Here is a 17,750-nt window from a genome sequence, read left to right as displayed (position 1 = left end):
CACTCTAATCCTGAAGGCTCCCCTGCCAGGGAGCCTTTTTTACATTCGACTCCGCCGCCAAGTCGTTTTCCCCTCTTATTCATTTCCTGCTAATCTGGTTGCCTGTTGAAACCAACTCTGAAGTCCCCGCTTGGCCATACTCGGAGTAAGACAATAAAAACCTGTTTGGAGAGAACCCATGGAAAACGGCACCCACTTTCGTACCTGCCACCTGTGTGAAGCCATGTGTGGCGTTGCGATCGAGGTCAAGGACGGTCATATCGTCTCTATCAAGGGGGACGAGGACGACCCGTTAAGCCATGGCCACATCTGCCCCAAGGCCGTAGCGCTGCAGGATCTGCACGAAGATCCTGAACGCTTGCGCAAACCGGTTCGCAAAACCGCCGATGGCTGGCAGGAAATGGAGTGGGACGAGGCCTTTGACCTGGTTGCCGACCGCCTCCACAGCGTGCGCAAGGAGCACGGGCACAACAGCATTGGCGCCTATCTGGGCAACCCCAACGTCCACAATCATGGCTCGCTGGTGGCGACCATGCCATTCCTGCGGGCGCTGGGTACCCAGAACCGCTTTTCCGCCACCTCCAATGACCAGCTGCCCCACATGCTGGCCAGCCTGGAAATGTTCGGGCACCAGATCCTGTTTCCCATCCCGGATATCGACCGCACCGACCTTTTCATCTGTATCGGCGCCAATCCCATGGCCTCCAATGGCAGCTTGATGACGGTTCCCGACTTTCGCGGACGACTCAAAGCGCTCAGGGGCCGGGGCGGCAGGATGGTGGTAGTGGATCCGCGCCGCACTGAAACCGGCAAGCTGGCTGACGAATTCCATTTCATCCGCCCTGGTACAGACGCCCTGCTATTGATGGCGATGGTGCGCACCCTGTTTGAAGAAAACCTGGTCAACCTTGGCCATGCGCAGCCATGGACAAAGGACGTTGACCTGGTGCGGCTGGCTTCCCTGGGCTTCACCGCGGAAGCCGTCAGTGAGCAGACCGGCATGCCGGCCGCGAACATCCGCAACCTGGCCCGCCAGCTTGCCAGCACTCAACGCGCCGCGCTTTACACTCGCATGGGCACCAGCACCCAGGCCTTTGGTGGCGTCGCCACCTGGCTTGCCTATGTGCTGAATATCCTGACGGGGAAACTCGACAGCACCGGTGGCGTGATGTTCACCCAGCCGGCGATCGATCTCATCGCCCTCGGCGGCATGGCGGGCCAGCGCGGACACTTTGCCAAACGTTTCAGCCGGGTCAAGAAGTTGCCCGAGTTCGGTGGCGAATACCCCTCAAGCACCATTGCTGACGAAATATTGACCCCGGGCGAGGGCCAGATCCGTGCATTTGTCACTGTGGCCGGTAACCCTGTGTTGTCCAGCCCCAATGGCGGCCGCCTCGACGAAGCCTTTGGCGGGCTGGATTTCATGGTGTCAGTGGATTACTACCTCAATGAAACCACACGCCACGCGGATGTGATCCTGCCGCCAACGGCGGGCCTGGAGCGCAGCCACTACGACCTGATTTTCAGCATGTTCGCCGTCCGCAACACCGCCAAGTACAGCCCGGCCCTGTTCGACGCCGGCAAGGACAGCCGCCACGACTGGCAGATTCTGCTGGAGCTGGCCCATCGCCTGGAGAAAAAACGCAAAGGCGGGCGGCTTCCGGCGCGGGCGGAGATGGGCTGGCGCGCCTTCAAGCAGATCGGGCCTGACCCGATTCTCGACATGATGCTGCGTGCCGGGCCCTATGGTGCCGACATTGGCAGGATTCGCGGACTGGTTCAGCCGGCCATTGATCTGGTCATGGACATTCTCCCCGAGCGGCATCCGCTTCGCGGCCTTGCCAAACTCAGTCCGCTGAACCGGCACTGGCAGGATCTGCCCAAGGGGCTCTCTGTTAGCAGCCTCAAACAGTTGCCCAACGGGGTGGATCTGGGGCCGCTTCGCCCCTGCATGCCCGGCCGGCTGTTTACCCGTGACGGCAAGGTAAACCTTGCCCCGCGTCGTTACCTTGAAGATGTGGAGCGTCTGCACGCTCTGCTGTCCGCACCTCCGGCAGACGGTCTTTTGCTGATCGGACGCCGGCACGTTCGCAGCAATAATTCCTGGATGCATAACAGCCAGCGGTTGGTTAAAGGCAAGGAGCGCTGTACCCTGATGATGCACCCTCAGGATGCCTCCCGCTGTGGGCTCCAGGCAGGTGATTCCGCCGAAGTCGCCTCTACTGTCGGAAAGATTGTACTGCCGGTGGAAATCACCGATGACATGATGCCAGGTGTGGTCTCTGTGCCCCATGGCTGGGGCCACGATCGTGACGGTATCCGCCAGTCTGTCGCCGTTGCTCACGCCGGGGCCAGCATTAATGATGTCATCAGCGACCAGCAAACAGATCCACTGGTAGGTACTTCCGTACTTAACGGACAGACAGTGAAAGTAAAAGTCTGGCGCGCCGAGCGTCCACGCAAACTGGCCTGAACTTCAGAACGGAGAATATTATGCCCTTGTGGCTACAATGGACGCTGATTATTGCCGGCATTCTGGCTATCGCCCTGCTCGTGGGGTTTATCATTCGCCAGTCACGCACCCTGCAGGAGAGCAGGAAGCGCGAGGCCAAAACCCAGGCCTTCCAGAAAGAGCGCCGGGAAAGCATGGTCGAAAGTATCCGGGTTCTGGCGATGGCCGTGGAGGCGGATCAGATGGAATATTCTGAAGCCTGCCTGCGCATCAAAGGGCTGCTGGATCACGTAGCTCCTGAGCTGCTGGAACAGACGCCGTTCCGGGTTTTTCAGGAGGTTCATGACCTGCTCCAGCACATGCCTACCCACCGGGCACGTCAGGAAACCGACGGCAGGTTCGTCGAAAAGATGGATCGCGAGAGACTGGCGGTTGAGGAAGCACACGCGGATGCCATCCGGCGAGCCGCTACTGCCATTCGCCACCATCCGTTCTAGGCCCAAGGCCTGCTTCCGGCTGGCTTTTGAACATCCTGAAACCGTTTTTGTAATTTTTGTAATCAGAATTGATGTCAATCGACATTATTAGCTTTACAAATCAATCTCTTCACTCGCTGCTGCGTGCATGAAAGGCGGCTATTTACCGAACGCCAACACGCCGGGCTTTCCTTTCCCTGAAGATTGGCTAAATTTAAATCAGAACGTCGCCATTACCGACCCTGCAACGTTCTGATTGTTTTCTCCTGAACACGTTTGGTTTGATCTGCAACAAGCGGGTGAGCTTGCCGGCCTCAGGGCCGGCTTTTTTGCGGTTACTGGGACATCATCCCGGCCATAGCCATGATGCTGTCCTTGTTGTCGACGAGCTCATCGAACTGTGCCTCGACCTTCTGGGGGTCCAGTCCAAGGGAGTCGTAAAATTCTGCGGTTACTTCTTCACCGGCTCCAAGAGCAACGCCGCGCCGGGTCAACAATTGCCGCCCCAGCCATAACAGCTTCGCATAAACCGCATGGGAACCGTCATAATCCGGATTCTTCTGGTTGCGAATGGCCATGCAGACCTCATCCGGCATTCCCCAGTTCTGCATCAGCTCCGCCGCAATCTGCTCCCGTGTCACCCCCAGCAGATAATGCTCGATCAGGGATGAGTCCATATGGGGATTGGCTTCCAGAGCCCGACAAACCAGCTTGAAGTGCGGCGGAAAAACCTGGGCCAGAACCAGGTAACCGAAGTTGTGCAGCAGCCCGGACAGATACGCCAGGCCAAACACCGGCCGCTCACCTCGGGGCATCATGCTGGCGAGAATACCGGCAGACTGCGCCTGCCAGATAGCCTGCTGCCAGTAATCCACGTAGCCTTCCGGGTGGTCCTGGGGCTGTTTCAGGGCGCGACCCAGGGACAGGCCCATGGCCAGGTTCATTACCAGATCAAACCCCAGTATCCGTGACACCGCGTCGTGCACCGATCGCACCTGCCCTGCCGCGGCGTAAAAAGACGACGACGCCCAACTGACCACTTGAGCCGCCAGGCTGGGATCACTTTCCACAACATCCACCAGGTCGCCCATCACCGCGTTGGGGTTAACCCTCAGATGAATGATGCGCTGTGCGGTTTCGGGCAGCGGAGGCAGCTCCAGGGTATCCTCAAGGCGCTGCTGGATGCGCAGGGTGGTAAATCGCCGAATGGCGGAATGCAGCTGGTCCCGGTCCTGTTCCGGGCTGTTCAGGTTGACCTCAATGGTGTCCGGTGCCACCGATAATGCCCGTCTTTCGGCGGCGGCGGTCATTGCCCTGAACTCGTCCCCGGGCATGACCATGCACAGACTCCGCTCACCCGAAACCAGCGCAACGGAGGCCTGCTCATCCACCCGCGTGTCCACCACCGTGGGCCATCCCGTCAGCGAGGGTAGCGCCGGCAGTTCCTTAAGGCCGGAGCGCTCCTGCACGCGGACCTGCTCCCGTCGCTTCATCACCCGCAGGTCCCGGCCGAGTTCTTTGTTCAGGGCATTGATATCAAGCAGGTCCCCCTGGCGACAAATGACCTGAAGGTTGCCCTGCTCGTCACTGAGCAGGACCATGCGCAACAGCTCGTCGTTCATGGCCTGACTTACTTCACGCAGGGAAACACCGGCTGCTGATTCACCCAGTGCCTTCCGGACTGCGACCGGTAGTTCCATAAGTCTCTCCAAAAATGTTAACGGTACCTCTGCGGGCACACCGGTTATCGTCCAGTATAGGGTACAAACAACAGCCCAACGTTGACTTCAGACTAGTTTGTGACAGCTGCGGAAGCGAATCCGAACGCTGATTATACGTCGCCGTAGCGAATGCGCTCACCCAGCCAGCGCCGAATCAGACCATTGACCAGTGCGGGCCGCCTCATCAGCCCCGGCGCCATTTCCCGCACCGGCTCGATCCAGCCCTTGTCCCGCTCGAAGTCAGCCAGGCGGAACTGCATCATGCCGGTCTGACGGGTGCCCAGAACCTCGCCCGGGCCGCGGATTTCCAGATCTTTTTCCGCAATCACGAAACCATCCTGGCTGTCCCTCAGCGCCTGCAGTCGTGCCTTGCCATTGAGCGACAGGGGCGGGTGGTACATCAATACGCAAAAACTGGCTTCCTCGCCCCGGCCGACCCGGCCCCGCAACTGATGCAGCTGGGCCAGGCCCAGACGCTCCGGGTTTTCGATGATAATCAGCGAGGCGTTGGGCACATCGACACCCACCTCGATCACGGTGGTGGCGACCAGAAGGTCCAGTCCGCCATTCTTGAATTCCTCCATGACCGCCGCCTTCTCCGCCGCTTTCAGGCGACCGTGGACAAGGCCCACTTTCAAATCCGGCAATCGTGCGGCGAGTTCCTCTGCAGTGACTTCCGCTGCCTGGCACTGCAGCGCCTCGGATTCCTCGATCAGCGTACATACCCAGTAGGCCTGGCGACCCTCCTTGCAGGCCTTGCGCACACGGTCGGTCACGTCATCGCGCCTGCTGTCGGGGATGGCGATGGTTTCGATGGGCTTGCGCCCCGGCGGGAGTTCATCGATCACCGACGTATCAAGGTCCGCGTAAGCGCTCATGGCCAGGGTTCGCGGAATCGGGGTAGCTGTCATGATCAGCTGGTGGGGCGCCATGACACCGCCAACCCCTTTCTCTCGCAGAGCCAGCCGCTGGTGCACCCCGAAGCGATGCTGCTCATCCACAATGACCAGCGCCAGGCGGCTGAAGGCAACGTCCTCCTGGAACAGGGCGTGAGTGCCAATGACTATCGAGGCCTCACCACTGCCAACCGCCTCAAGCGCTTGTTTCCTCGCTTTGCCCTTGATCTTTCCCGACAGCCATGCCAGGCGGATGCCCAGTGGCTCCAGCCAGCCAACGAAGTTCTGGAAGTGCTGTTCGGCGAGTATTTCAGTGGGTGCCATCAGCGCCACCTGGGCGCCGGCACCGATCGCCTGGAGCGCGGCCAGCGCGGCCACCACCGTTTTGCCAGACCCCACATCCCCCTGCACCAGCCGCAACATGGGAACCGGCTGGCTCAGGTCCTGGCGAATTTCACTCATCACCTGACGCTGGGCGCCGGTGAGGCGGAATGGAAGCTGGTCGAGAAAGCGTTGCGGCAGATCTCCTGCGGGCAACAACGGCAGGGCTTCCCGGGCCTGGACCTGCTGCCGTACCTGCAACAGGCTGAGTTGGTGCGCCAGCAACTCTTCCATCACCAGGCGCTGCTGAGCCGGGTGGCGCCCTTCCATTAACAACGGCACCGGCGCACTGGCGGGTGGTGAGTGCACCAGCTCCACTGCATCGCTGATACCGGGCAGCTGATAGTTCGCCAGCAACTCGGGCGGCAGCCACTCGCGGATGGGGTAACGTTTAAGGTAGCCCAGAGCCTGCCGACACAAACTGCGAACCCTTGGCTGCTGGATGCCCTCCGTCAAGGGATAGACCGGTGTGAGCGTGGCCTCACCCTGGGCCGGCATCGGCAGAGGGTTGACCTGGTACTCCGGATGATAGAATTCGTAACCGGCACGTCCGGGCCGAACCTCACCGAAGCACCGGACCCGTGTTCCCTCCGTCAACTGGTTCTTCTGGGCGGCATTGAAGTGGAAGAAACGCATCACCAGAAAGCCGCTGTTATCCTTCAGGGTGACCTGCAGGCTGCGACGCCGGCCCATGACCAGGTCGGCTTTCATTACTTCGCCTTCCACCACGCCAACGTCGCCGATGCGCAGATTACCCATGGGAACGATACGGGTGCGGTCCTCGTACCGGTGCGGAAGATGGAAAAGCAGGTCCTGGAGCGACCCGATGCCCAGTTTCGACAGCGTCTCTGCCAGAGCGTTACCTACACCCTTGAGGGTGGTAACCGGGATATCATCCAGTGACGTCATAGTCTGGCTCAGGCGGTTGCGGCCGCAGCCGGGGTTTCGATCTTCGCTTTCTCTATCACCCGGCACTGGCTCGCCGCCAGCGACAGCACATCAATCGCCTTCGGTCGCGGAAACGTCACCCGCCAGGCCAGAGCCACGGTGCGAAATGGCACCGGGGCCGCGAAAGGCCTCACCGCGAGGATACTCTCGTCATACTGCATCGCCGTGGCGGCAGACAGGGGCAGTACCGTGATACCCAGACCCGAGGCGACCATATGGCGAATGGTCTCCAGGGAACTGCCCTCAGTAACCAGTGACGGCGCCTGGGCGTTGGGATTGCGCGTGACCGCATCCACCAGCGGCGGGCAGGACTCCAGTACCTGATCCCTGAAACAGTGGCCGGGGCCCAGTAGCAGTAGCTGTTCCTGGGCCAGCTCCTCCGCCGTCAGGCTCTCGCGCCGGGTCAGCGGATGGCCCCCCGGCAGCAGCACAACAAAGGGCTCATCGTAGAGCGGCAGGGTGACCACTTCAGGCTCTTCAAAAGGCAACGCGATAATAATGGCGTCAAGCTCGGACTGGCGAAGCTTCTGGCGCAGGGTGGCGGTATAGTTCTCCTCGATGTACAGAGGCATGTCCGGCGCCCCCCGACGCAGTTCCGGCAACAGGTGCGGGAACAGATAGGGGCCGATAGTATAGATGGCGCCCACTTTCAGGGGCGCATTGAGCTGGTTCTTGCCATCCTGGGCCATATCGCGGATGACACCCACCTGGTCCAGAACCCGCTGCGACTGCTCAATGATCCGCTTGCCGGTTTCGGTAACGCGAATGCTGTTTTTGCTGCGCTCGAACAGGGGAATACCCAGTTCGTCTTCCAGCTTCTTGACTGCCACACTCAGGGTAGGCTGGCTGACGTGACAGCGCTCGGCGGCGCGGCCAAAATGCCTTTCACGTGCCAGGGTAACAACGTATCTTAACTCGGTGAGAGTCATGGGGGGCTCCGGTCAAAAGTCGTCCAGCTCAGGGCGCCGGGCTGCGCCCTGTTAATTTATTAGCTAAAGCATAAGGATTGATATTGCCTATGACAATCACTGAACACAAGCAGGCGCCACGCATACTGGTTGCGGGATGCGGCAAACTTGGCGGCGCAATGGCAGAGACACTTTCCCGACACGCCGAGGTATTCGGTTTACGACGCAATCCGGATCATATTCCGCCAGGGGTTCATCCACTTGGCGCCGATCTGATGGATCCGGAGCAGGTCCAATCGGTACTGCCGGATAATCTCGATATCGTGATCTACTGCCTGACGCCCTCCAGTTACGATGAAGAGGGCCACCGTAATGCCTATGTCCGCGGCCTGGAAAACCTTTTGGCGGCCCTCGGCGATCAGGCACTCAAGCGCCTGATCTTCATCAGCAGCAGCAGCGTCTACTCCCAGAATGATGACTCCTGGGTCGACGAGACCAGTCCGACCGAACCCGCCCGGTTCAGTGGCCAGATGGTCCTGGAGGGTGAGCAGACAGCTCTGGACAGCGGCAAACCTGCCACCGTCCTACGTTTCAGCGGCATTTACGGGCCCACCCGGCAGCAGTTTCTGGAGGCGGTGGTGAATGGCCGCATGGACCCCGAGTCACCCGCCCCGTTCAGCAACCGGATTCACGAGGCCGACGCCGTGGCAGCCGCATGCCACCTGGTAAATCGGGCACTGGACGATGAACCGCTGGAACAATGCTATCTCGCCAGCGACTGCGAACCCGTCAGGCTGGACGACGTGGTGGCCTGGGTGCGGGAGCAGACCCCTTGTGCACCGCCGCAGCCTGATGCCCGCAAGGGCGGACGCGCCGGCAGCAAGCGCTGCAGCAACAAACGGCTGCTGGAGTCCGGGTTCCGTTTCCGCTACCCCGACTTCCGCGCCGGTTACCGGGAACTGATTGCCCGGCAGAAATAAAAAAGGCGGCCTTCGGGAGGCCGCCTCTTCGTTTGCTGAGGCCGCTATCAGCTCAGCACCATCACCGCTTCCATCTCCACCGGTACGCCCTTGGGCAGGGCTGCCACGCCCACCGCGGCACGCGCCGGATAAGGCTCCTGGAAATAGGTCGCCATGATCTCGTTCACCGTCGCAAAGTTACTCAGGTCGGTCATGTAGATGTTCACTTTGACGATGTCCTTGAGTTCGCCGCCGCTGGCCTCACACACCGCCTTCAGGTTTTCGAAAACCTGGCGGGTCTTGGCGGCAAAATCTCCTGCCACTACTTCCATGGTTTCCGGCACCAGCGGAATCTGCCCGGAAATATAGACAGTGTCGCCAGCCTTGACAGCCTGGGAGTAGGTGCCGATCGCCTGCGGCGCACTTTCGGTCTGGATGATGGACTTGTTGGTCATGACCTTGGAACCCTCTGTTTCAAAACGCCAATCGTCACCCTTCGGCGGCCAGCCTGTCAACACGATAAACGTCGCGCCATGACCGCCGGGGTTGCGGCAGCCTCAGTGTCTCACCCGGTTGATATGGGTAACGGCACGAATGTTCCTGATTCGCCGCATGAGCCTGGCCAGATGACGGCGCCCGTTCACGTGTACCACCAGGCTGACAATGCCCAGCCTGGCGTTCTGTTCTTCCACGTTAATCCGCTCAATGTTGCCATCCGCCATGGCAACGGCGTTGGCCAGTTCGGCAATGACGCCACGCTGGCGCTCCAGCTCTACCCGCAGCTCAACGGAAAACTCTTTGGCAATGTCCTTGGCCCACTTCAGATGGGTCAGGCGCGACCTGCCCTCGCCATCTTCCGGTAACTTGGAGCAGGTATCCGAGTGGATGACCATGCCTTTGCCGGAGTCCATGACGCCGACCACCGGGTCACCCGGGATGGGTTTGCAACAGTTGGCAAAGCGGACGAGCAGGCCTTCCGTACCGCGAATGGTAACCGGCGTGTTATCAGCCTTGTCCATGATCGGTGCCGAGGCGGGATCCGCGACCTGGTCTTCGGCGTTGCCACTGACCAACTGGCGGGCCACAAGGTACGCCATGCGGTTGCCCAGGCCAATATCGCTGACAAGATCCTCGAAGCTGCTCACCTGGTTGTGACTGACCACTGCCTGGATCTGACGCTCGCCAATCTGGGACAGACTGGTGCCGAACCCTTTGAGAGATTTCTTCAGCAGGGTTTTACCCAGATCCAGGGATTCTGCACGCTTCTGGTTCTTGAGCACGTGGCGGATGCTGCTGCGGGCCTTACCGGTAACCACGAAACTGAGCCAGGCCGGGTTGGGCCGCGCACCCGGTGCGGTAATGATTTCCACGGTTTGGCCGCTCTGCAGGGGCTGGCTCAGCGAGCCCAGCGTCCGGTTGATACGGCAGGCCACACAGGCGTTGCCGATGTCCGTGTGGATGGCATACGCGAAGTCCACGGGCGTGGCCCCACTGGGCAGCTCCATGATCTTGCCCTTGGGCGTGAACACGTAAATCTCGTCCGGGAACAGATCCACCTTGACATGCTCAATGAACTCGAGGGAATCGTCGGCACGCTCCCGCATTTCCATCAGGCCTTTCACCCAGCGGTCCACCTGCCTCTGGTTGACGCTTGTCACGCTGGAGGGCTCGTTCTTGTACATCCAGTGGGCCGCAATACCATTATTGGCAATGTGCTCCATTTCCTCGGTACGGATCTGGATTTCAATGTTCACATGCATGCCGAACAGGGTGGTGTGCAGGGACTGGTAGCCATTGGCCTTGGGCATGGCAATGTAATCCTTGAAGCGGCCCGGCAGCGGCTTATAGAGACTGTGCACGGCCCCAAGGATGCGATAGCAGTCGTCCTCGGTGTCAGTGATAATCCGGAAAGCATAGACATCCATGATTTCATGGAAGGACTTCTGCTTGAACTTCATCTTGTTGTAGATGCTGTTCAGGTGCTTTTCACGGCCCAGAATACGCCCAGGCAGACTGCGCTCTTCGAGTTTTTCCTGCAGCTTGCCGCGGATATCGTCAATAATTTCCCGGTGGCTGCCCCGCAGTTTGGCAACGGCCTTGGAAATGTATTTGGAACGCATCGGATACAGCGAGGCAAAACCCAGGTCTTCCAGTTCCGTACAGATAGAGTGCATGCCCAGGCGGTTGGCAATCGGCGCGTAGATATCGAGGGTTTCATTGGCAATGCGCTGGCGCTTCTCATAGGGCATGGGGCCCAGGGTGCGCATGTTGTGCAGACGGTCTGCAAGCTTAACCAGTATCACGCGGATATCCCGGGCCATGGCCAGGGTCATTTTCTGGAAGTTCTCGGCCTGTGCTTCGGCGCGGGTGCGGAATTCAATCTGGGTCAGTTTGCTGACACCATCCACCAGCTCTGCCACATCCTCACCAAACTGGTCTGCCAGTGCATCCTTGGGTATACCGGTATCTTCGATAACATCGTGGAGCATTGCCGCCATCAGGCTCTGATGATCCAGCTTCAGGCCAGCAAGGATATGGGCGACGGCCAGGGGATGGGTTATGTAGCGGTCGCCGCTTTTGCGCATCTGCCCTTCGTGGGCCTGTTCGGCATAATAGTAGGCTCTTCGCACCTGATTGATGCGATTGGTATCCAGATAGGTGCTGAGTTCACTGGCCAGCACATCAACCGTTGCCTCTGCCGACACCGCGCCTCCGTGGGGAATCATAAATATCAGGGATAAAAAAACCCGAATGCATGCATTCGGGTCCTTCCGACGTTCTTCCGGTAATGCTTATAGATACACTATAAAACCGCAGGAACAGATTTCAATGCTTTCGACGGCCCGCCGGAAAATAATCCGGTTTCATGCCGCCCCAAGCCTTAATCTTCGTCATCTTCCTTGAGAAGATCACGGGAAATCTTGCCTTCGGCGATTTCGCGCAGGGCAATGACGGTTGGCTTGTCATTCTCCGGAGCAACCAGCGGCTCGAAGCCTTTGGTGGCGATCTGGCGGGCGCGCTTGGTCGCCAACATAACCAGCTGGAAGCGGTTATCAACGTGTTCAAGGCAATCTTCAACGGTAACTCGTGCCATAACTTCCCCGACAATAACAATGATGACTGATTTCAGCAGACCGCGTAGTGTAATCTCGCGGGTTCAATTTGTATACAGTTAAAACCCTGCCTAGCGGCGCCGGGACAACCGGACCAGCAGTCCCGAATGCCTGACCTGTTGCATCGGCATGCGCAGGCGATGGCAGCGCACGATCGATAGCAGGTCTGCCAACGCGACACTGAAGTCGTCATTGACCACCAGGTAGTCGAACTCCACCGCGTGGCTGCACTCGTCGGCCGCCTCGTTCAGACGCCTTTCCACCACCTCCGACGTGTCCGTTCCGCGCCCGTCCAGGCGTTTTCTCAAAGCCTCCGGTGACGGCGGCACGATAAAAATACTGACGCAGTCCGGCATCAGGTGGCGCACCTGCGCTGCACCCTGCCAGTCAATCTCCAGGATCACGTCCCGCCCTCTGGCCAGGGCCTGCTTTACCCAGACCTGGGAGGTACCGTAGTAATTCCCGAAAACATCCGCGTGCTCCAGAAACTCGCCCCGGGCAATCATCGCTTCAAATTCATTGCGGCTGACAAAATGGTAGTTCACACCATCCTGTTCACCGGTACGCATGGGCCGGGTCGTATGGGAAACCGAAACGCCGAGCTTGCTGTCCTGCTTTAGCATTTCCGCCACCAGGCTGGTTTTTCCGGCACCCGACGGGGCGGAAATCACATACAGCGTGCCTTGTTCTGATTCCTGGCTCATGAGGCAAACAACTCCGGAGCTTGACTGGTTTTCAGCTGGCGCGGGACAAACCCGCCCACCATGGTAATAATGAGGGCGGGATTATACGGCCTTTACCCGCCGCCCGCACCCGGCAAGTGTTACTCCAGGTTCTGCACCTGCTCGCGCATCTGTTCGATGAGCACTTTCAGATCCACGGCGGCCCTGGTCACCCGGGCATCGATACTTTTGCTGCTGAGGGTGTTGGCCTCGCGATTGAGCTCCTGCATCAGGAAATCCAGCCGCCGGCCGATGGCTTCGTCACCCTGAAGGGTTTCCGACACTTCGCTGATGTGGGCGTCCAGCCGGTCGAGCTCCTCGGCCACGTCACTTTTCTGGGCCAGCATCACCATTTCCTGGGCGATGCGCTCCGGGTCGATCTCCACCTTCGCTTGCTCAAAACGGTTTTTCAGGTACTCCTCCTGGGCGCGAATCAGTTCCGGCATGCGCTCCCGCACCTCGGCGACCAGCTTGCCCATGGTGGCCAGGCGGTCTTCGAACAGCGGGCGCAAACGTTCCCCTTCCCGCTCCCTGACGGTGACAAGCTCTGTCAGCGTGCGTTCAAACAACTCCCCTGCCGCCTGGCGCGCCGGGCCATAGTCCTGCTCGGTGGAGGCCAGCACCCCGGGCCACTTGAGAACATCCAGTGCACTGACGTGCGCCGGGTTATCCAACATCCTGTTGATGTGATTCGCCGCCTCGTTCACGGCGCGGGCCACATCCTCGTCTATCTCGAAGCTCTGGGCAGCGGTTTCCGTTGTCTGCATACGAATGGCCACATCGACCTTGCCCCGGCGCAGGTGCTTGCGTAGCCGTTCACGGAAACTGTTTTCCAGCTCCCGCAGCGCTTCGGGCAATCGGAACGACGGCTCCAGGTAGCGATGGTTGACCGTGCGAATCTCGCAGGTGAGTGTGCCCCAGTCTTCCTGGGTATCCTGGCGCGCAAAGGCTGTCATACTTCTGATCATGGTGACTCCGCGTTTGCAAAGAAGCAGAACCTTGAGTTTAGCAGGGTGACTGCCGGCCCAGCGAACAGACGGCTCGAACGGCGTGTTATACTTCGCAGTCTTTCACTGTTGAAATAACCCGGGTCACCACCCGGACACTCACTACCGACACCAGGAATGATTATGAGACCGAGCGGAAGAACGCCGGAACAATCCCGAGATATTCGCATTACACGGCACTACACCCGCCATGCCGAAGGTTCCGTGCTGGTGGAGTTTGGTGACACCAAGGTGATCTGCACCGCCTCCATTGAAAACAAAGTCCCGCCGTTCCTGCGCGGCGAAGGCAAGGGCTGGATCACTGCTGAATATGGCATGCTGCCCCGCTCTACCGGCAGTCGCATGGGCCGGGAAGCGGCCCGTGGCAAACAGGGTGGCCGCACCGTGGAAATCCAGCGTCTGATCGGTCGCTCCCTGCGGGCAGCCGTTGACCTGAGCGCCCTGGGTGAGCACTCCATTACGATCGATTGCGATGTCATTCAGGCCGATGGTGGCACCCGCACGGCAGCGATCACCGGGGGTTGCGTGGCGCTGGTTGACGCACTGAATCACCTGGTGAAAGAGGGCCGGCTGAAGAAATCGCCGCTTAAGCAGATGGTTGCGGCTTTCTCGGTCGGGGTTTACAAGGGCTCGCCGGTGCTGGACCTCGATTATCCGGAGGATTCGGAAGCCGAAACGGACATGAATGTGATCATGACCGATCAGGGCGGCTTTATCGAGATTCAGGGAACTGCAGAGGCTGCACCGTTTACCCAGGAAGAACTGGACGGCATGTTGAAACTGGCCAAGCTGGGTATTGGCCAGTTGTTTGAGGTACAGAAGGCGGCTTTGGGAGTTTAAGCTTTCGGGAGCGGTTTGTCGGATTACGCCTTTGGCTAATCCGACCTACTGTCCGATCTCTATGTCGTAATCCATGATCACCGGTGCGTGATCGGAGAAGCGGGTGCTGTCATCAATCCAACCGTCGCGCACGGTCTTGCGGATCCCCGGTGTCAACAGCTGGTAGTCGACACGGATACCGGCGTTCCTGCGGGAACCTTCGGCCTGCTCGGGCCACCAGGTGAACTGATTGCTCTGCTTGTTGATATCACGGAACGCGTCAATACAGCCCATTTCATCAAAAAGACGATCCAGCCATGCCCTTTCGTGGGGCAGAAATCCGGAGAAGTCCAGCTTGTGATAAAGCGGGCTGGCATCGGTTACGTGATGGGCGGTCTGCAAGTTGGCGCAGAAGATGAACTGCCTGCGCTTGCGCAGGGTTTTCTGCATATGCAGGCCAAAGGCTTCCATGAAATCGTCTTTGTGATCAAGCACAGTCAGGTCATCGTCACCAATCAGTTCCTCCTCCCGGCCCAAAGCGCAGGGGGAAAGAACGCTGGCAACAGACACCTTGTCGAAATCCGCCTGAATGAAGCGGCCCTCGCGGTCTGCCTGCTCATTGGCAAAGCCATACATGATCGCTTTGGGAAAGTGGCGGGTGTAGATACCCACACCACCGTCCTCATTGCGCTCGCCATCAATGAAATAGGCCTCGTAACCCTCCGGGATCAGGTTGTAATCCTCGATCTCGTAGGCCCGCATGCGGTGGTCCTGAACGCAGACCACGTCAGCATCTTGCCTGGCCAGCCATTCAAAGAAACCTTTCTCAACAGCCTGGGCCAGACCGTTGACGCTGATTGATACTACCCGCATACGTGTTCCCTGATTCGGTTTGTGTGTATGATACCGGTTTTACGCGTTAATTAAAGATCCACACCCGCCAGAAGCCCTGTCATGCACGACTATCAGCAACAGTTTATTGAATTTGCCATCCGCCGTAATGTTCTTCGTTTTGGCGAATTTACGCTCAAATCCGGCCGTACCAGTCCCTACTTTTTCAATGCGGGGCTGTTCAATACCGGTGAGGATCTGCTTGAGCTAAGCAAGGCCTATGCCGCTGCACTACAACGCAGCAAGCTGAATTATGACATTATTTTCGGCCCTGCCTATAAGGGCATTCCGTTGGCAACGGTCACCGCCATGGCTCTGGCAGCGGATGGCATCAACAAACCTTTTGCATTCAACCGCAAAGAAAAGAAGGACCACGGCGAAGGCGGCAATATCGTCGGCGCCCCCCTTGGCGGAAAGGTATTGATTGTTGACGACGTCATCACCGCAGGCACCGCTATCCGGGAATCCATAGAGATTATTCGCGGAGCAGGCGCAGAAGCCGCCGGAGTTCTGATCGCTCTCGATCGCCAGGAACGAGGTGCTGGGGAACTGTCCGCAATACAGGAAGTGAAAAAGCAGTTCGGCATACCGGTTGTCAGCATTATCACACTTGACCAGGTGCTTGACTACCTTCAGAACAGGCCGGAATTTGATGGACATGCTGAAAAAGTCGCAGCGTACCGGAATGAGTATGGTGTCTGAAACCGGGGCATGGTTTATCGTCCAGCTTTTGTTATGCTTCCAGCTGACCTAATCCGTTTTTAGTGGAGTGCCAGTCCTTCATCATGAACCGCCTGACCAGGTTTTCAATCGCCGTCTCTGCTGTGGCTACACTGACGATAGCCACCGTTGCGGAAGCCCGGATGTACCGTTACATGGATGAAAATGGCCAGGTTGTTATCAGTAATACCATCCCCCAGGAAGCCTCCAAGCGGGGCTATGACATCCTCAGCAAGAACGGTCGCGTGATTGAAACCATCGACCCCGAACCGACCGATGAGGAAATTGCCGCCAGGGAAGCGCAAGAGCGTCAACAGGCCCGGGAAAAACGGCAAAGGGAGCTTGATCGCAAGCTTCTGGAGCGCTTCAGTCATCCGGATGAAGCCGTGCGCGCGATGCACCGGAAGATCCGTGAACTGCAGGGCTTGAACCAGCTCAAAAGGGGCAATATTTCTGTTATCGACAATCAGCTGGACAACGAGCAAAGTCGGGCGGCCAACCTTGAGCGCTCCGGCCGCGACATTCCGCAAGCGACTCTTGAGAAAATAAGGCGGCTGGAATCCCAGATTCGGGATATCGAGCGGGAAATCAATGCCCAGAATGCCGACATCAAGGCTTTGCAGAACCGGTTTGAGGAAGATATTGAACGGCTTGAGGAGATAACCGGCGAAAAACGAACGATACCGCTGGACCCGGACGAGGCGAAAAAATAACAGCAGCCCACGAGACAGAGCGCAGCCACAATCACAGACACAAAAAAGGTCACCTCAGGGGTGACCTTTTCTGTTTGAGCTTTTCCGTTTGCCAATCAGGCAGTGGCGGAATCACTCTTGGTAGTGCTGGTGCTTTTGCGTGCAGTAGTCTTGCGTGCAGCCGGCTTCTTGGCCTGGGCAGTGGCCTTGGTTGACTGGGCAACGCTGGTCACTTCGTCCGCTGCGTCGGCAACGGTATCTGCACCTTCAGCTGCTTCTTTCTCCAGCTTGGCAACCAGATCGGCCGCGAAACTGCCGACACGACTGTTCAGGTTACGCAACTGGTCAAACAGACTTTCACTGTAACCGTAGTAACGGGTACGCAGGTCCTTGACGCTATATTCGCGTGCACCTGACTCCAGCTTTTCAGCATACTCGAAAGGCTTGGAAGCCAGCTTCTTCTGCTGCTCTTCTGCAGCATTGATGCCTTTTTCTACCATGTCCTGAAGTTGTTCTTGATAGCTCTTGAGTTTACCCATGATGGATCTCCTTAGTTTGTGGATGCGAAATATGAAAAGTTGCATCGTCGCGGCCAGGGAATCTGTGCCGTCTTGTGATCACATGGGTAAGACTACGGTTTAAAATTAGAATGTTCATACTAAACCGCATAATCAATTACCAGCTGAAGATAACCCAGCTTGGTACCAGCATGTCGGTCTCATTCTCGCGGATCCATCCGCCGCCCTCTGCTGGCACGAGGTAGTACTCTGGCCCTACTTCGGGTACCACCTTGATTTCCATCAGCTGACCGTTCACACGGTATTCATAAAAGACCTCCTGTTCTCCGGGGCGGATAACAATCTGGGGGCCGTCGGCGGAGGGCTGGTAGTCGGAAACCACCAGAGGCGCCTGGGGCGTCTGGACAATATCACGGTCGTCCAGGCCATCCTGTGCTGTCACAAGCCCCGACAAGCCACTTAACGCAAGACCCCAGCAGGCGATACATTTCATTTTCATGTTACTCTTCCACTCTGTTTAAGGACGC

General features: G+C 58.4%; 17 protein-coding genes. 6 read left to right on the top strand and 11 right to left on the bottom strand.

Annotation, left to right across the window (positions count from 1 at the left end; genetic code table 11):
- The first annotated feature begins 178 nt into the window (after window positions 1–178).
- Both DIT71_RS16675 and DIT71_RS16670 read left to right on the top strand, forming a co-directional pair.
- Window positions 179–2,473, top strand: a complete 2,295-nt coding sequence (locus DIT71_RS16675; protein ID WP_114614367.1) for a molybdopterin oxidoreductase family protein — start codon at window positions 179–181, stop codon at window positions 2,471–2,473.
- Window positions 2,474–2,493: 20 nt separating this feature from the next.
- Window positions 2,494–2,949: a DUF2489 domain-containing protein gene (locus DIT71_RS16670; protein ID WP_114614366.1), complete on the top strand. Its 456-nt coding sequence runs from the start codon at window positions 2,494–2,496 to the stop codon at window positions 2,947–2,949.
- Between the two features lie 314 nt (window positions 2,950–3,263).
- On the opposite strand, the gene DIT71_RS16665 is transcribed toward DIT71_RS16670, so the two are convergent.
- The 3 genes from DIT71_RS16665 to DIT71_RS16655 all read right to left on the bottom strand — a co-directional run bounded on the left by DIT71_RS16665 (window position 3,264) and on the right by DIT71_RS16655 (window position 7,803).
- The gene (locus tag DIT71_RS16665; protein ID WP_114614365.1) at window positions 3,264–4,628 is read right to left on the bottom strand and encodes an aminoacyl-tRNA deacylase and HDOD domain-containing protein; all 1,365 of its coding nucleotides are present in this window, start codon (window positions 4,626–4,628) and stop codon (window positions 3,264–3,266) included.
- Window positions 4,629–4,759: 131 nt separating this feature from the next.
- Window positions 4,760–6,835 (bottom strand): ATP-dependent DNA helicase RecG, encoded by a 2,076-nt coding sequence (gene recG, locus DIT71_RS16660; protein ID WP_114614364.1) that lies wholly within the window; start codon window positions 6,833–6,835, stop codon window positions 4,760–4,762.
- Window positions 6,836–6,843: 8 nt separating this feature from the next.
- On the bottom strand, window positions 6,844–7,803 hold the full coding sequence (locus DIT71_RS16655) for a hydrogen peroxide-inducible genes activator (RefSeq protein WP_114614363.1): 960 nt from the start codon (window positions 7,801–7,803) through the stop codon (window positions 6,844–6,846).
- Window positions 7,804–7,892: 89 nt separating this feature from the next.
- On the opposite strand from DIT71_RS16655, the gene DIT71_RS16650 reads away from it, so the two are divergent.
- Window positions 7,893–8,762: a sugar nucleotide-binding protein gene (locus tag DIT71_RS16650; protein WP_114614362.1), complete on the top strand. Its 870-nt coding sequence runs from the start codon at window positions 7,893–7,895 to the stop codon at window positions 8,760–8,762.
- A 47-nt stretch (window positions 8,763–8,809) separates the two neighbouring features.
- Here DIT71_RS16650 and DIT71_RS16645 read toward each other — a convergent pair whose 3' ends face one another.
- From DIT71_RS16645 to DIT71_RS16625, 5 genes are all read right to left on the bottom strand, one after another.
- Window positions 8,810–9,196, bottom strand: coding sequence for a RidA family protein (locus tag DIT71_RS16645; protein WP_114614407.1), 387 nt, complete (start codon window positions 9,194–9,196; stop codon window positions 8,810–8,812).
- 102 nt (window positions 9,197–9,298) lie between these two features.
- Window positions 9,299–11,467 (bottom strand): RelA/SpoT family protein, encoded by a 2,169-nt coding sequence (locus DIT71_RS16640; RefSeq protein WP_167507478.1) that lies wholly within the window; start codon window positions 11,465–11,467, stop codon window positions 9,299–9,301.
- Window positions 11,468–11,622: 155 nt separating this feature from the next.
- On the bottom strand, window positions 11,623–11,835 hold the full coding sequence (gene rpoZ / locus DIT71_RS16635; RefSeq protein WP_114614360.1) for a DNA-directed RNA polymerase subunit omega: 213 nt from the start codon (window positions 11,833–11,835) through the stop codon (window positions 11,623–11,625).
- A 90-nt stretch (window positions 11,836–11,925) separates the two neighbouring features.
- A complete protein-coding gene (gmk, locus tag DIT71_RS16630) occupies window positions 11,926–12,558 on the bottom strand; it encodes a guanylate kinase (RefSeq protein ID WP_114614359.1) in 633 nt (210 codons plus the stop codon).
- A gap of 119 nt (window positions 12,559–12,677) precedes the next feature.
- Window positions 12,678–13,544, bottom strand: coding sequence for a YicC/YloC family endoribonuclease (locus tag DIT71_RS16625; RefSeq protein ID WP_114614358.1), 867 nt, complete (start codon window positions 13,542–13,544; stop codon window positions 12,678–12,680).
- 162 nt (window positions 13,545–13,706) lie between these two features.
- On the opposite strand from DIT71_RS16625, the gene rph reads away from it, so the two are divergent.
- On the top strand, window positions 13,707–14,423 hold the full coding sequence (gene rph, locus DIT71_RS16620) for a ribonuclease PH (RefSeq protein ID WP_114614357.1): 717 nt from the start codon (window positions 13,707–13,709) through the stop codon (window positions 14,421–14,423).
- Window positions 14,424–14,468: 45 nt separating this feature from the next.
- Here rph and DIT71_RS16615 read toward each other — a convergent pair whose 3' ends face one another.
- On the bottom strand, window positions 14,469–15,275 hold the full coding sequence (locus DIT71_RS16615) for an exodeoxyribonuclease III (RefSeq protein WP_114614356.1): 807 nt from the start codon (window positions 15,273–15,275) through the stop codon (window positions 14,469–14,471).
- A gap of 81 nt (window positions 15,276–15,356) precedes the next feature.
- On the opposite strand from DIT71_RS16615, the gene pyrE reads away from it, so the two are divergent.
- The gene (gene pyrE / locus DIT71_RS16610; protein WP_114614355.1) at window positions 15,357–15,995 is read left to right on the top strand and encodes an orotate phosphoribosyltransferase; all 639 of its coding nucleotides are present in this window, start codon (window positions 15,357–15,359) and stop codon (window positions 15,993–15,995) included.
- Window positions 15,996–16,078: 83 nt separating this feature from the next.
- A complete protein-coding gene (locus DIT71_RS16605) occupies window positions 16,079–16,726 on the top strand; it encodes a DUF4124 domain-containing protein (RefSeq protein ID WP_199491041.1) in 648 nt (215 codons plus the stop codon).
- A 95-nt stretch (window positions 16,727–16,821) separates the two neighbouring features.
- Here DIT71_RS16605 and DIT71_RS16600 read toward each other — a convergent pair whose 3' ends face one another.
- A complete protein-coding gene (locus DIT71_RS16600; RefSeq protein ID WP_114614354.1) occupies window positions 16,822–17,244 on the bottom strand; it encodes a hypothetical protein in 423 nt (140 codons plus the stop codon).
- 136 nt (window positions 17,245–17,380) lie between these two features.
- Window positions 17,381–17,716, bottom strand: a complete 336-nt coding sequence (locus DIT71_RS16595) for a DUF2782 domain-containing protein (RefSeq protein WP_114614405.1) — start codon at window positions 17,714–17,716, stop codon at window positions 17,381–17,383.
- Between the last annotated feature and the right edge of the window lie 34 nt (window positions 17,717–17,750).

This window comes from Marinobacter vulgaris (assembly GCF_003344045.1).
In the GTDB taxonomy this organism is placed as follows: domain Bacteria; phylum Pseudomonadota; class Gammaproteobacteria; order Pseudomonadales; family Oleiphilaceae; genus Marinobacter; species Marinobacter vulgaris.
This window is presented reverse-complemented; position numbering and strand designations above follow the sequence as displayed.

Bases quoted from the DNA above. Each gene is read 5' to 3' on its own strand.
- DIT71_RS16640 (WP_167507478.1), bottom strand. From the start codon at position 11,467: ATGATTCCCCACGGAGGCGCGGTGTCGGCAGAGGCAACGGTTGATGTG.
- DIT71_RS16600 (WP_114614354.1), bottom strand. From the start codon at position 17,244: ATGGGTAAACTCAAGAGCTATCAAGAACAACTTCAGGACATGGTAGAA.
- DIT71_RS16650 (WP_114614362.1), top strand. From the start codon at position 7,893: ATGACAATCACTGAACACAAGCAGGCGCCACGCATACTGGTTGCGGGA.
- DIT71_RS16645 (WP_114614407.1), bottom strand. From the start codon at position 9,196: ATGACCAACAAGTCCATCATCCAGACCGAAAGTGCGCCGCAGGCGATC.
- DIT71_RS16605 (WP_199491041.1), top strand. From the start codon at position 16,079: ATGAACCGCCTGACCAGGTTTTCAATCGCCGTCTCTGCTGTGGCTACA.
- DIT71_RS16615 (WP_114614356.1), bottom strand. From the start codon at position 15,275: ATGCGGGTAGTATCAATCAGCGTCAACGGTCTGGCCCAGGCTGTTGAG.
- DIT71_RS16675 (WP_114614367.1), top strand. From the start codon at position 179: ATGGAAAACGGCACCCACTTTCGTACCTGCCACCTGTGTGAAGCCATG.
- pyrE (WP_114614355.1), top strand. From the start codon at position 15,357: ATGCACGACTATCAGCAACAGTTTATTGAATTTGCCATCCGCCGTAAT.
- DIT71_RS16595 (WP_114614405.1), bottom strand. From the start codon at position 17,716: ATGAAATGTATCGCCTGCTGGGGTCTTGCGTTAAGTGGCTTGTCGGGG.
- rph (WP_114614357.1), top strand. From the start codon at position 13,707: ATGAGACCGAGCGGAAGAACGCCGGAACAATCCCGAGATATTCGCATT.
- recG (WP_114614364.1), bottom strand. From the start codon at position 6,835: ATGACGTCACTGGATGATATCCCGGTTACCACCCTCAAGGGTGTAGGT.
- rpoZ (WP_114614360.1), bottom strand. From the start codon at position 11,835: ATGGCACGAGTTACCGTTGAAGATTGCCTTGAACACGTTGATAACCGC.
- DIT71_RS16665 (WP_114614365.1), bottom strand. From the start codon at position 4,628: ATGGAACTACCGGTCGCAGTCCGGAAGGCACTGGGTGAATCAGCAGCC.
- gmk (WP_114614359.1), bottom strand. From the start codon at position 12,558: ATGAGCCAGGAATCAGAACAAGGCACGCTGTATGTGATTTCCGCCCCG.
- DIT71_RS16625 (WP_114614358.1), bottom strand. From the start codon at position 13,544: ATGATCAGAAGTATGACAGCCTTTGCGCGCCAGGATACCCAGGAAGAC.
- DIT71_RS16655 (WP_114614363.1), bottom strand. From the start codon at position 7,803: ATGACTCTCACCGAGTTAAGATACGTTGTTACCCTGGCACGTGAAAGG.
- DIT71_RS16670 (WP_114614366.1), top strand. From the start codon at position 2,494: ATGCCCTTGTGGCTACAATGGACGCTGATTATTGCCGGCATTCTGGCT.